Raw genomic sequence first — 12558 nt, forward strand, 5'->3', positions numbered from 1 at the left:
GCCAATGATCGCGAGTCCGGGGGAGGATCAGGCGAAACGACGTTCCGGCTGGGCGATCTCGACCTCCAGCGGGCGGCCCAGGGCCGGGTTGTTCAGGCGGGCCACCGCGCCGCGCACCATCTGCAGCAGCCAGTCGCGATTGACTTCGAAGAAGGCGGTGGGGCCGTGGATGCTCAGCGCCAGGGCATAGGTCTCGCGCAGCGGCGAGACCAGCATCGACAGGCTGGTCTGGTCGCCGTCGACATGCAGGGCGTAGCCCTGGATGCGGACGCTGCGCAGCTCCTCGGCGAACGCCACGGCGCAGACCCGTTCGGCCCCCTCGGGCGCCTCGGCGTTGACCCGGTGGACCAGCTTGCGCACCAGCTCGGGATCGAAGGTCGCCAGCAGCGCCTTGCCGGCGGCCGAGGCGGCCAGGCCCGTGCTGGCGTCGATATCGATCGGCGGGCTGGCCCCGTGCACCACGTGGATGTGCTGGATCGCCATGCCGACCTTGTGGGCCAGGGTCACGGTGACGCCGGCCTCTTCGGCTAGGTGGTCGAGGATAGCCAGCAGCCGTCCCTTGCGGAACAGCTCAGGCTGGACCGACGAGCCGATCACCGCCACCCGCGCCGTCGGGCGATAGGTGCGCTGGTCGCGGTCGCGGTTGAGATAGCCCAGCGAAACCAGGCAATTGAGAAGCTCGGAGGTGCTCGACTGGGGATAGCCCATGGACCGGGCGATATCCATGACCGTGGCCGTCGGCCGCGTGTCGGAAAAATACTCAAGGACCTCCAGCGCGCGCTGGGCCGACTTGATCTTCTTCGGATCCAATGGCTTGGCCATCGTGGGCCTCCCTCGTTTTTATGACGTCATGTTGTCATTACAAGAGGAGTCGTGCAACAGGATTTTTTGATTTTTTGAACGATGTTCCGTTTTAGATAATTCTGACTAGAGCGCCCTCAGCCGTTGCGGCCGTCGGCGTTGAACTCGATGACATAGCTGTAGCGGCCGGGATGGTAGCGGACGAACACCGCCTCGATCGCCTGGCCGCTGGCCAGGTAATAGGCCCGGGTGACCAGCAGCACCGGATCGGCGGGCTTCAGGCCCAGATGCGCCGCGGCGACCTCGCCGGCCATGCCCGATTCGATCTTCTGCTGGGCGCGGCTGACGCGGACGTTCAGGCGGCGCTCCACGGCCCGGATGATCGGCATGCCGACGGTGATGAAGTCCTGTGGCTCCAACTGGCGGCCGACCTCGGGCGGAAAATAGATCTCCAGATAGGCGGTCGGCTCGCCGTCGACCCGGCTGATCAGCTCCAGCCGCGTCATCGCCGCATCGTCGGCCAGCTTGAGGATCGCGGCGGCCTCGGGGTTGCGGGCGTCGTGCTCGAGCGACAGGCGGTCGGGCTGCATCGCCCCGGCGCCGGCCAGGAACTCGTCCAGCGATCCCTTCAGGGCGATGGAGCGCGCGCCGACCTTGCGCTCGGCGACGAACGAGCCGACGCCGCGCCGTCGAACGATCAGCCCTTGCGCCATCAGCGCATCCAGGGCCCGCCGCACGGTGATGCGGCTGACGCCGTACTCGTCGCACATCCGCTCCTCGGACGGCAGGGCGTCGCCAGGCTCGAACTCGCCGCCGTGCAGGCGCGAGCGCAGGTCCTGTTCCATCTGGTGGTAGAGCGGAAGGGGGCCGGCCTGGAGCTGCATGGCGTATCCGAGCTTCGCGCGAACGCGATGACCTGGACCAGACTAGGCGCGCCCCGCTTCACCGGCAAAACGAAGACGCCGGCCGGCCGCGATGATCGCGTACCCGATCAAGTGCTTGAACCAGGCGGGCTCGGGCCGGCCGCCTCGCACGATTCACGCCGCGGCGGGCGTGCAGCCTCGACAGGGCCAGCGGCGCCTTGCGGCGTCAGCAATCTGGCGATCGTCCCGATCAGATCGCCGGCGTCGATCGGCTTGGTCAGGAAGGCGTCGGCGCCGGCCGCCAGCCCGGCCGTCTCGTGTTCCGGCAGGACGTTTGCGGTCAACATCACGATCGGCGTCGCGGCGGCCCCGGCGCTGCGTTCGGCCTTGCGAATGTGGGCGATGGCCTCCAGTCCGCCCATATTGGGCATCTGCATGTCCATCAGCACCAAGTCATACCCGCCGGGCTGGAAACAGGCCACGGCCTCACGCCCGTCGACGGCCATGGTCAGTTCCACGTCCAGGCCTTCCAGCATCAGGGCCACCACCCGCCGGTTGATGTCGTGATCCTCGGCCAACATAATCTTCAGCGTTCGCCCGGCGTCCAGACCGGGGCCGACCAGATCCGGCGACGAGGCGTCGTCGCTCGCCGCCGCCACGGCCAGGACCAGGCGCACGGTAAAGCGCGCGCCCTTCCCCGGCTTGGAGACGGCCTCGATGTCGCCGTTCATCAGTCGGGCCAGGGCCAGGGAAATCGACAGGCCAAGGCCGGTGCCGCCGAATCGCCGGGTGATCGAGCCGTCGGCCTGCGCAAACCGTCCGAACAGTCGCCGACCGGTCTCGGCGTCGAAGCCGATGCCGGTGTCGGTGACCGTCAGGTTGAGCGCCTGCTCCCCGTCGACCTCCGGACCGGCTTCGAGGTCCAGCGCCACCCGGCCGTTTTCCGTGAACTTGATGGCGTTCGAAATCAGGTTGCCGAGGATCTGCTTCAAGCGCAGAGGGTCGCCGATGTGCCGGTCGGCCACGGCCGGCGCGATCCGAAGATCCAGGGCCAGGCCCTTTTCCTCGGCCTTGGGCCGGAACAGTTCGATGATTGCGCTGCAGGTCGCCCGCAGATCGAAGCTTTCGGCCTGGATGACCAGTTCCCCCGCCTCGACCCGCGCCATGTCGAGAACGTCGTTGAGCAGGCCCTGCAGCGAATCGGCGCTGGTCTCGACCAGCCGGACCATCTCCCGCTGCCGCGGGGCCAGATCGGTGCGGGCCAGGGCGCTGACGACGCCCAGGACGCCGTTCATCGGGGTCCGGATCTCGTGGCTCATATTGGCCAGGAACTCCGACTTGGAGCGACTGGCCGCCTCGGCCTTTTCCTTGGCCTTGCGCACGGCCGCATAGGCGCGCTCCAGGCGCTGGGCGCTGCGGTTGCGCGCGCCGAGCGCGGCGGTGGCCGGCACGGCCGCGGCGAAGGCCGAGGCGATGAACAGCTGGATCATGAACTCCTGGCGATAGGGGTCCGCGGGGGCCATGAAGGCGATGGGTCCATGGCCGTTGGCCGTGAGCGCCATGGCCAGCACCCCGGTCGTCAGCACCGACGCATAGACCCAGCCCGGCCCGGCCCGAAACGCCAGCAGCACCAGGGTGGGCATGACCAGCGTCAGGGCGATGAACCGGTCGGCGGTGAAGGCGGCGATCGTCAGGGCGACCGTGAACGCGAGCAGCAAGAGGCGTTCCAGGCGCGCGCCGGCCGCCGCATGCGACAGCCGCCTCTGCTTGAAGGGCAGCAGCGCCGCCGGCGTCGCGATCAGCAGGCCAAGGCCGTCCTCCAGCGCCCATTGCAGCCAGGCATGGGAAAAGTCGCCGAACGATCCGTCGACCAACCCGACCAAGACCTGGCCGACCAGGGCCTCCAGTCCCGCGCTGACCCCGGCGATCAGGGTGAAGATGAACAGGCGCCGGGCGCGCGACAGATCGAGCGCGGCCCCGCAGAAGCTCCGTGTCAGCGCCGCCGCGCCGAAGGCCAGCGCCTGGTTGAGGCTGCTGAACAGCACGGCGTGCGGCAGGTCGATCCGACCGATCCAGTTGTGGGTGAGGTCGACGCCGTAGCAGGCGAGGCAGAAGGCAAGGCCGAGCCGCGGCGGCAGCACCAGGATCGCGGCCACCAGAATGCCGTTCGACGGGAAAAAGGCGACGGCGTCGCTGATGTCGCGGCAGAACAGCCAGACGCAGAGCTCAACGGCCACATAGGCCAGGAACAGCGCTGCGGCGGCGGGCAGGCCCTGCTGCGCATCGGCCGATCGGTAGAGGCGAAGGCGGACAGCCATGCAAAGGCCTCCTTGGGCCCGAAGGCGCGACGCTGGTGCGCGGAAATCCGCTCCACCGCGCCGGGCGTTCAGCCCCTCGCCAGAGTCAGGCGGCGGCGGAGCGATCCGACGTCGCTCGCGCATCGGCCAGCCGACGACTCAAACAATCTGCGCATGGTGATCCCCCTCCTCCAGCCAAGCGATGCGGCCAGGAAAACCGTAGTAAAATCAAGGAATGGTAAAATCCGAAGACGCGGTTTGTCGCATCTGCCGCGAGCTTCTCCAGTCAGCGCCTGCCATTTGGGGCAAATTTTCGCGGCCATCTGTGTTGTAGCGAAAGGCCGGCACGGGAAACTGACCGGAAATGCGCGAGGATGACGTGCTGAATCTGTATTCTATGACTTCTCCCTCAGCGACACCTTGCCGCATGACCGCCGGATGCGCTTGAGCAAGGTCATGGGCGATTTACCCGGGCGATTTCTCCGGATTGCAAGCACAGGACGAGCCCCCTTCAGAGGTCTCGACGTTGCAAAGATAAAGAACCTCCCCGTCGAACTTAAGCGAATGCCGCAAGGCCGTAGTCGAGATCGCCGATCAATCCTTGCGCAGGCGGATGACGCCATCCCCGAACGGCGCGTCGCGGTTGGTCAGGGCGGTCTTCAGGCCGTGCTCGGCCATGTCGGCCTTGAACTGGGTGCGGCGCGGCCCCCTGGACAGGTGGGCCCGGGCGTCGTTCTCGGCCGCCAGCCGCTGGATGGTCCGCGCGCCCATGGCCTCCAGGGCCAGGTTGACGATGCGCTTGTGGGCCGAGAGCAGTTCGTTGTCGACGAACGACAGCCGCCGGGCCAGTTCGTCGACCGCCGCGTCCAGCTGGTCGGCCGGCGCCGATTCCAGCGCCAGGCCGATGGTCACCGCGTCGCGGCCGCGGACGCTGTCGCCGGTCATCAGGATGCGTTTGGCCCACTGCGGGCCGCAGTGATAGATCCACATGTGGTTGGGCGGCGAGCCGTTGGCGCGGGCGGCCGGAAAACCGATCTTGGCCTCGTCGGCGACGATCACGAAGTCGCACATCAGCGCCAGGTCGGTGCCGCCGGCCAGGCAGTTGCCCTGCACCCGGGCGATGACCGGCTTGTGCAGGTCGAAGATCACCGTGGTCAGGGCCTGCTGGCGCTCCATGAACCAGGCGTCGTCGTCATAGCTGCCCGACGAGCTGCGATAGGCCGGCGCCTCGGCCGCGGCCGCCTCGCCCTCGGCCTTGCGGCCGGCATAGACCCCGCCCAGGTCGTAGCCGGCGCAGAAGTCCTTGCCCGCCCCCTGCAGGATGACGACGTTGACGTCGAGGCGGTCGTCGGCCTCCAGCAGGGCGTCGTGCAGCTCCTGCAGGGTCTGGGGCGACAGGGCGTTGCGCTTGTCGGGCTTGTTGAGGGTGATGCGCGCGACCCGCTCGGACACCTCGAACAGGATCTCTTCCGGCCGGTCCAGCCACTTGCCGCTGTAGGTCATGCGTCAGCTCCAAAGACACGGGTCCTGGCGACCATGTCACACGCGGCCGGCGACGGGCAGTCGGCTTGCGGTCGCCGCGGCCAAGCCTCATCGTCGCCATGGACCCTGGCCTGACAAGGCGGGGGGGGCGGCTCATCGTGTGGATGATATGTCGGCCCCGGCGACGCCATGGCGCTTGTCGCGGCGGGCGTTTGCGGATGCTTTTGGGCCAAATCCGCAGATGCAAGCCGCCCCTGTCGCCGGGCGCCGAGGCCCCTGATCCATGACCCAGACCCCCACCGACACGCTCGCGGCCCGCCCGGCCCTGCCCTGGATCCGCCTGGACGGACCCGAACCCTTCGTCGAGGGCCGCCTCTGCAAGGTTTGCGGCGCCCGCACGGCCGAGGCCCACCTGGCCTGCCCGGCCTGCGGGGCGCGGGACTCGATCGAGACCTATCGCGCGCCGACCACCGGCCGGCTGCACGCCTATTCGATCGTCCGCCGCTCCTATCCCGGCGTGCCCGTGCCGTTCATCTCGGCGATCGTCGACCTCGACGACGGCCTGACCCTGAAGGGCAACCTGATCCAGGTCGCGCCCGAGCCCGAGGCGATCACGATCGGCATGCCGGTCAGGATGGTGTTCGGCGACGCCCTGGGCCGCACCGACAAGGACGGCGCGTCCTATGTCGCCTTCTTCTTCGAACCTTCGGCCTGAGGTCCGCCATGAGCGAGAACATCTACATCCTCGGCATCGACATGCTGAAGTTCGGCAAGTATCCGGACCGCACCTTCGCCCAGCTCGGCGGCGAGGCGGCGCTGCTGGCGCTGGACGACGCTGGGCTCGGCGTCCACGACGTCCAGGCCATGTACTGCGGCTCGGTGTTCGGCGCCTATGACATGACCGGCCAGCGGGTCATGCGCGAGATCGGCCAGACCGGCATTCCGGTCACCAACATCTCCAACGCCTGCGCCACCGGTGCCTCGGCCTTCCGCGAGGCCTGGATCGCCGTCAAGTCGGGGCTCTACGACGTGGTGCTGGCGGTCGGCGTCGAGAAGACCCCGCGCGGCATGCTGGGCGGCCACCACGAGGGCGGCATCTCGCCCGAGGGCCTGTTCGGCTCGGCCTCGATGCCCGCGGTCTTCGCCGAGTCCGGCATGGAGCACGCCGGGATGTACGGCACCACCTTCGAGCAGTTCGCCAAGGTGTCGGTGAAGAACCACCACCATTCGACCATGAACCCCAAGGCCGTCTACCAGAAGGAGACGCCGCTGGAGGAGGTGATGGGCTCGGAGATGATCGCCTATCCCAACACCAAGCTGATGTGCTCGGTGAACGTCGACGGCGCCGCCGCCGCGGTGGTGGTGTCGGAGAAGAAGGCGCGGGAGATGGGCCTGGGCCGCGCCATCCGGGTCATGGCCTCGGCCCTGGCCTCCGACCCCTGGAACCCGCGCAACCCGATCATGCCCGACGTCAATGGCTGCACCCGGCTGGCGGCGGCCTCGGCCTATGAGCAGGCCGGGATCGACCCCGGCGACGTCAGCCTGGTCGAACTGCACGACTGCTTCGCCACCGCCGAGCTGCTGCACTACGAGAACCTGCGGCTGTGCGGCCTCGGCGAGGCCGGGCGGCTGATCGACGAGGGCGTCACCGCCCTGGGCGGCCGGGTGCCGGTCAATGTCTCCGGCGGCCTGCTGTCCAAGGGCCATCCCCTGGGCGCGACCGGCATCGCCAACATGTACGAGGTCGCCCTGCACCTGCGCGGCGAGGCCGGCTCGCGTCAGGTCCAGGGCGCCAAGGTCGGCCTGACCCACGTGGTCGGCCTGGGAACCGCCGCCGCCGTTCACCTGTTCGAGAAGGCATGAGCACGCTGCGATGACCAAGCCGCGACCGACCCAAGCCGAGGCCGAAGCCGCCGTCCGGGTGCTGCTGGAATGGGCGGGCGACGACCCCTCGCGCGAGGGCCTGCTGGACACGCCCGAACGGGTGGCCAAGTCCTATCGCGAGCTGTTCTCGGGCTACGAGACCGATCCCCATGGCTATCTGGAGCGGACCTTCCAGGAGGTGGCCGGCTACGACCAGCTGGTGGTGCTGAGCAATATCCGCGTGGTCAGCTTCTGCGAGCACCACATGCTGCCGGTGACCGGCGTGGCCCATGTCGGCTACCTGCCCACCAACAAGGTCGTGGGCATCTCCAAGCTGGCCCGGGTGGTCAACGGCTTCGCCCGCCGCCTGCAGATCCAGGAGAAGCTGACGGCCGAGATCGCCCAGGCCATCGAGGACGTCCTGCAGCCGCACGGGGTCGGGGTGGTGATCGAGGCCGAGCACAGCTGCATGACCCTGCGCGGGGTCAACACCCCCGGCTCGCGCTTGACGACCAGCAGCCTGCGCGGCGTGGTCCGCGACGATCCGCGCACCCGGGCGGAGTTCCTGCGCTTGGTCCGTCAGGGCTCGACGGCCTGACCCCCGGGGCGGGCAGATGGCCGGCGCGGATCGCATCCGCGATGGCCCGCGACGCTCCGCAAACTTGACACCTCGCCGGCTTCGGCAGAAAATTGAACATCATTCGATTTTCTGCAATCTCGGCCGCGGGCCGGCGAGGAGACACCATGACCGACACCGCGATCGCCAAGGACCCCGTGACGGGCTGGCGCTACAAGGGTCCGATCTTCGACGCTGACACCCACCTCTACGAAACCCCCGAGGCCTTCGACGTCTATGTCCCGGCCAAGTACAAGGAAGACTGGGGCCTGAACTACAAGCACGCCGACGACGGCCAGTTCGCCCTGCACGTGGGCAAGCGCAAGGTCGAGATCAGCGCCGACTACATGACGGAGGACTTCAAGATCCCGCCGCCCGGCAAGCTGCACGAGTGGCTGCGGGCCCAGAAGGAGGGCAAGGCCGAGGTCGACATGCGGGTGCCGATCACCCCGACCATGACCGACCCGGCCGAGCGCGTGAAGGTCCTCGACAAGTGGGACGTCCGCTCCTCGATGCTCTATTGCGGCAATTTCGTCAGCGCCATCAGCTACCTGGACGAGCCCGACCCGGCCTACGCCATCCTCAACGCCTATAACCGCTGGATGCTCGACCAGTGGAAGTTCAACTACAAGAACAAGATCTTCAGCTGCCCGGTCCTGACCCTGGCCGACCTGCCGCAGGCGATCGAGCAGGCCAAGTGGGCGGTGGCCAACGGCGCCAAGTTCGTGCTGATGCCGATGGGCCCCTACAACGGCAAGGCCCCGGCCCATCCCGACCATGACCCGTTCTGGGCCATCCTCAACGAGGCCGGCGTCGGCGTGGTCTTCCACGTCTCCGAGGCCATCTATCTGAAGGACCACATGGCCGTGTGGGGCGAGCCGATGCAGAAGTCGCGGCTGCGCCAGACCGCCTTCATGTGGATGCACGGCTATTCCGAACGGCCGGTGATCGAGACCCTGTCCAGCTTCGTGCTGCTGAACTTCTTCGAGCGCTTCCCCAACATCACCCTGATTTCGGCCGAGAACGGGGCCGAATGGGTGCCCTCGATGCTGGTCAAGATGGACAAGGTGCGGGGCATGGCCAAGAACGGCTACTGGCCGGCCGGCCAGCTGAAGGAGCGGCCCAGCAAGATCTTCAAGCGCCACGTCAAGGTCGTCGCCTATCCCGAGGACGACATCAAGGCCATCGTCGACCAGACCGGCGACGCCGATTGGCTGCTGATGGGCTCGGACTATCCCCACTCCGAGGGTGTCGAGGAGCCGCGGATCTTCGCCGACGAGGCCTGCAAGAACCTCTCCGACGCCGACACCGCCAAGGTGATGTACGAGAACGGCATGAAGCTGGCGGGCCTGCCGTTCTGACGGCCGGAACGGACGGCGTTCCTCGCGCCGTCCGCTAGCCCTTGTCGTGCTTGTCCTTGCGCCGCTTGCCCAGCAGCAGCCGCGACTCCAGGCGACCGCGCAAGGCCGCATAGTAGGCGGCCAGGAAGTCGCCGTCGGACTCGTCGGGGGCGGCCTTCCAGGCGATCTTCTGGCGGATGCGGGCGGCGACCAGGGCGATGGTCTTGGTCTCGTAGCGGCGCAGCACGTCCTCGAGCACGTGCAGTTCCTTGACCCCGTAGGCGTCCAGGTGGGCCTGGGTGAAGGCGAAACGGCCGTGCGAGGGGCGCGAGGACTGGACGAGGTCGGGGACCAGCTTGCGGGTCGGGGTCTTGACCACCCAGGTGCCGGCCACCAGGTCGCCGACCCGCAGCCGGTCGCGGTTGAACAGCGGAAACAGCAGGAACACCCCGCACCAGACCAGGCCCGCCAGGCTGATCCAGGCCCCGACCTGGCCGTTGTTGACGATCAGGAAGCCGATCGGCAGGTAGAGCTCGATCTCGCGCATGGCGTTGCGGGCGAAGATGGCGTCGGCGGTCAGCCGGCCGCCGTTGCGCGCCGCCACCCGCAGGCCCATGGCCCGCTTGCCCGGGGTCGCCGCCCCGGGGGTCAGTTCGAACAGGATGAAATAGAGGTTTCGCAGCACGAAGAACGCCAGCATCCAGATGGTGGCGATCACCTCGCCGCCCTTGCCCTTGGAGCCGAGGAAGGCCAGCAGGGTCAGCAGGGTGAAACCGACCAGCACCCCGACCATGATCGCCAGGTCGATCAGCAGGGCCGTGGCCCGCTCGCCGGCCTCTCCCAGGCGCAACTTCAGATCCACGCCTTCCGGCGTGACCAGCGAACGGGCCTGGCGGTCCTCGGCCGGCGGCGCGCCGCCCGCCGCGGCGACAGCGGCCGCTGCGGCGGCCTTCGCCTTCCGCTTGCGCCCGGCGATCATGGAACCGCCTTGGCGCGGCGCGGCAGGTAGAGATAGGCCGGCCACAGGACCAGAGTGACCAGGGCCACCCCATAGCGGGCGAAGTCGTTCTGGATCACCTGCCGCCCCACCCCTTCGAGGATGCCGGCGCAGAACAGCATCACCACCACCCCGGCCATCAGGGTCGCCGACTGGCGGCCGGCCTGGGCCATGGCCTCCGGCCGCGACAGGTCGCCGGGAAAGGCCAGGGTCCAGCCGATCCGCAGGCCCGCCGCCCCGGCCAGGATCACCGCCGAGATCTCGGTGACCCCATGGATGACCAGCCAGCCGCCGGCCTCGAAGGCCAGGCCGCGCATGGCGAAGGTCGCCAGGAAGGCCCCCAGCATGCAGCCGTTATAGGCCATCAGCATGGCGGTCGGCAGGCAGAAGGCGAATCCCAGGGCGAAGGCGAAGATCGCCACGCCGGAATTGTGGGTGAACAGAAAGGCGGCGAAGATCGACAGGCCCGAGCGGTCGCCGCCCTTGTCGTAGAGGGTGGCGCGCAGGGCCTCGGCCGAGGCGGCCGGCCCGCGGCCGCCGGCCAGGCTGTCGGGAACGAAGGCGCCGAACCAGTCGGGGTCGTGCAGGGTCAGGAAATAGGCGGCCAGCACCCCGACCAGGGTCAGGGCGAAGCTGGCCAGGGTCTCGCGCCACAGCCCCTGGGCGGCGGCCGGCCATTCGCGGGCGAAGAAGCCGCCCACCCGCTCGGCCAGGCTGGAGCGGGCGCCGTAGACGAAGAAATAGGCCCGGGTGCTGAGGCTCTCCAGATAGTCGACCAGGCTCTGGTCCAGCGATGTGGCGCGGGCCACCGACAGCGACGACAGGGCCTGGCGATAGAGCACCGGCATGGCCAGCAGCTCCTCGTCGCTGAGGGCCCGGGCCGAGCCCTTGCCGGCCTTGGCCAGCAGGGTTTCCAGCCGCCGCCAGTCGTCCTCGCGCTCGGCGCGGAAGCGGTAGCTCTTCAGGTGCAGCTGCGCCATCACAACAGGTCCCGACGCTTGAGGTCCAGATAACGGGCCAGCAGGGCCGGCCCGACCTGGTCGGCGGCGGCCTCGACGATCTCGACCCCCATGCGGCGCAGGCGGGTCACCACCACTTCGCGCTCGCGCATCAGGGCGGCGGCGACCACGGCCCGCGAGACGTCGTCGGCGGTCTCCGGCGCCTTGCGCTCGATCGCCGCCAGCTCCTCGTCGTGCATCATCACGAACAGCACCAGGTGCTGGCGCAGCAGCCGGCCGACATTCTCCAGCATCAGCTCGGCGCTGGTGGAGTCGGCGACGTCGGTGAAGACCACCACCAGCGACCGGCGCGACAGCTGGCCCGCCAGCTGGGTCAGGCCCAGGGTGTAGTTGGTCTCCTCGGCCGAATAGTCGATCTTCGAGGCCAGGCGCTGCAGGGCCGGAAAGGCGTTGGGGCCCGAGGTCACGCCGCTGGCGATGTTGGGGCGGGCGTCGAAGCCGAACAGCCCGACCTTGTCGCCCATCTTCAGGCCGACATAGGCCAGCAGCAGGGTGGCGTTGAGGGCGTGGTCCAGGCGCGGCCGGCCCAGCAGCGGCTGGCCCATCAGCCGGCCCGTGTCGATGGCCGCGACGATGTGGTGGTTGCGCTCGACGTGGAATTCCTTGGCCAGCAGGGCCCCATGGCGGGCCGACTGCTTCCAGTCGATGGCCCGGCGGTTCATGCCGGGGCGAAAGTCGGTCAGGGCGTGGAAGTCGCTGCCGCCGCCGAGGTCCAGCTGCAGGCGATGGCCGACCGATGGGTCGCGCGAGAACAGGCGCAGGGCCTCGTCCTTGATGCCGGCGATGTCGAGGGTGACCGGGACCACCTGCTCAAGCCGGTCGTCGCGCTGGATCCACATCAGGCCCAGGGGGCCGCGCCAGCGGGCCGAGACCCGGTGGATCCGCCCCTCCCCGCGTCGCAGCGCCCTCAGGTCGATGCGCAGCCCGGCCCGCCGCTCGTGGACCCGCGCCCGTCCCGTGGCCGGCGCGGCCTCCAGCCGGTCGTTGAGGTCGACGGCGAACTCCACCGCCCCTGGCGCGACGCCGCGGGGGAAACCGGCCTCGATCAGCGCCCCCTGGACGGCGCCGCTGGCCAGCGAGCCGGGGCCGGCGAGGGTCAGCCGCATGCTGCGCCGGCCCGGGGCCAGCAGGACGTCGAGGAACAGCAGGGCCGCGACCAGGGCGATCCAGGCCGGGCCCAGCAGCCACAGCCGTGCGGCGACCAGGGCCAGGCCCAGGGCCAGGGGCGCGCCCAGGGCCATCAGCAGGATCGCGGCGGCGGTGGGATAGATGCGCAAGGC

Annotated in this window: 11 protein-coding genes; 4 read left to right on the top strand and 7 right to left on the bottom strand. The window is 68.9% G+C overall.

Going from position 1 to position 12558, the window contains the following annotated elements:
* Nucleotides 1-27 precede the first annotated feature (27 nt).
* From ACIPQB_RS19670 to ACIPQB_RS19685, 4 genes are all read right to left on the bottom strand, one after another.
* A complete protein-coding gene (locus ACIPQB_RS19670) occupies nucleotides 28-822 on the bottom strand; it encodes an IclR family transcriptional regulator (RefSeq protein ID WP_446486958.1) in 795 nt (264 codons plus the stop codon).
* A gap of 116 nt (nucleotides 823-938) precedes the next feature.
* On the bottom strand, nucleotides 939-1685 hold the full coding sequence (locus ACIPQB_RS19675; protein ID WP_446486959.1) for a GntR family transcriptional regulator: 747 nt from the start codon (nucleotides 1683-1685) through the stop codon (nucleotides 939-941).
* Between the two features lie 107 nt (nucleotides 1686-1792).
* On the bottom strand, nucleotides 1793-3982 hold the full coding sequence (locus tag ACIPQB_RS19680; protein ID WP_446486960.1) for an ATP-binding protein: 2190 nt from the start codon (nucleotides 3980-3982) through the stop codon (nucleotides 1793-1795).
* 573 nt (nucleotides 3983-4555) lie between these two features.
* On the bottom strand, nucleotides 4556-5464 hold the full coding sequence (locus tag ACIPQB_RS19685; protein ID WP_446486961.1) for a crotonase/enoyl-CoA hydratase family protein: 909 nt from the start codon (nucleotides 5462-5464) through the stop codon (nucleotides 4556-4558).
* 262 nt (nucleotides 5465-5726) lie between these two features.
* Here ACIPQB_RS19685 and ACIPQB_RS19690 point away from each other — a divergent pair, with 262 nt between their 5' ends.
* From ACIPQB_RS19690 to ACIPQB_RS19705, 4 genes are all read left to right on the top strand, one after another.
* Nucleotides 5727-6158, top strand: coding sequence for a Zn-ribbon domain-containing OB-fold protein (locus tag ACIPQB_RS19690; protein ID WP_446486962.1), 432 nt, complete (start codon nucleotides 5727-5729; stop codon nucleotides 6156-6158).
* 8 nt (nucleotides 6159-6166) lie between these two features.
* Nucleotides 6167-7306 (top strand): thiolase C-terminal domain-containing protein, encoded by a 1140-nt coding sequence (locus tag ACIPQB_RS19695; RefSeq protein ID WP_446486963.1) that lies wholly within the window; start codon nucleotides 6167-6169, stop codon nucleotides 7304-7306.
* 10 nt (nucleotides 7307-7316) lie between these two features.
* Complete coding sequence (gene folE, locus ACIPQB_RS19700; protein ID WP_446486964.1) at nucleotides 7317-7904, top strand: GTP cyclohydrolase I FolE; 588 nt, start codon at nucleotides 7317-7319, stop codon at nucleotides 7902-7904.
* Between the two features lie 146 nt (nucleotides 7905-8050).
* On the top strand, nucleotides 8051-9283 hold the full coding sequence (locus tag ACIPQB_RS19705; protein ID WP_446486965.1) for an amidohydrolase family protein: 1233 nt from the start codon (nucleotides 8051-8053) through the stop codon (nucleotides 9281-9283).
* Between the two features lie 34 nt (nucleotides 9284-9317).
* Here ACIPQB_RS19705 and ACIPQB_RS19710 read toward each other — a convergent pair whose 3' ends face one another.
* Genes ACIPQB_RS19710 through ACIPQB_RS19720 form a run of 3 tightly spaced genes read right to left on the bottom strand, consistent with a single transcriptional unit; the run spans nucleotide 9318 to nucleotide 12555 of the window.
* A complete protein-coding gene (locus ACIPQB_RS19710) occupies nucleotides 9318-10241 on the bottom strand; it encodes an RDD family protein (RefSeq protein ID WP_446486966.1) in 924 nt (307 codons plus the stop codon).
* The gene (locus ACIPQB_RS19715) at nucleotides 10238-11239 is read right to left on the bottom strand and encodes a stage II sporulation protein M (protein ID WP_446486967.1); all 1002 of its coding nucleotides are present in this window, start codon (nucleotides 11237-11239) and stop codon (nucleotides 10238-10240) included. Before ACIPQB_RS19715 ends, ACIPQB_RS19710 begins: the two co-directional genes overlap by 4 nt.
* On the bottom strand, nucleotides 11239-12555 hold the full coding sequence (locus ACIPQB_RS19720; RefSeq protein ID WP_446486968.1) for a DUF58 domain-containing protein: 1317 nt from the start codon (nucleotides 12553-12555) through the stop codon (nucleotides 11239-11241). The genes ACIPQB_RS19715 and ACIPQB_RS19720 overlap by 1 nt, the downstream gene beginning before the upstream one ends.
* Between the last annotated feature and the right edge of the window lie 3 nt (nucleotides 12556-12558).

The organism is Caulobacter sp. LARHSG274, assembly GCF_052871235.1.

Bases quoted from the DNA above. Each gene is read 5' to 3' on its own strand.
- ACIPQB_RS19670 (WP_446486958.1), bottom strand. From the start codon at position 822: ATGGCCAAGCCATTGGATCCGAAGAAGATCAAGTCGGCCCAGCGCGCG.
- ACIPQB_RS19675 (WP_446486959.1), bottom strand. From the start codon at position 1,685: ATGCAGCTCCAGGCCGGCCCCCTTCCGCTCTACCACCAGATGGAACAG.
- ACIPQB_RS19680 (WP_446486960.1), bottom strand. From the start codon at position 3,982: ATGGCTGTCCGCCTTCGCCTCTACCGATCGGCCGATGCGCAGCAGGGC.
- ACIPQB_RS19685 (WP_446486961.1), bottom strand. From the start codon at position 5,464: ATGACCTACAGCGGCAAGTGGCTGGACCGGCCGGAAGAGATCCTGTTC.
- ACIPQB_RS19690 (WP_446486962.1), top strand. From the start codon at position 5,727: ATGACCCAGACCCCCACCGACACGCTCGCGGCCCGCCCGGCCCTGCCC.
- ACIPQB_RS19695 (WP_446486963.1), top strand. From the start codon at position 6,167: ATGAGCGAGAACATCTACATCCTCGGCATCGACATGCTGAAGTTCGGC.
- folE (WP_446486964.1), top strand. From the start codon at position 7,317: ATGACCAAGCCGCGACCGACCCAAGCCGAGGCCGAAGCCGCCGTCCGG.
- ACIPQB_RS19705 (WP_446486965.1), top strand. From the start codon at position 8,051: ATGACCGACACCGCGATCGCCAAGGACCCCGTGACGGGCTGGCGCTAC.
- ACIPQB_RS19710 (WP_446486966.1), bottom strand. From the start codon at position 10,241: ATGATCGCCGGGCGCAAGCGGAAGGCGAAGGCCGCCGCAGCGGCCGCT.
- ACIPQB_RS19715 (WP_446486967.1), bottom strand. From the start codon at position 11,239: ATGGCGCAGCTGCACCTGAAGAGCTACCGCTTCCGCGCCGAGCGCGAG.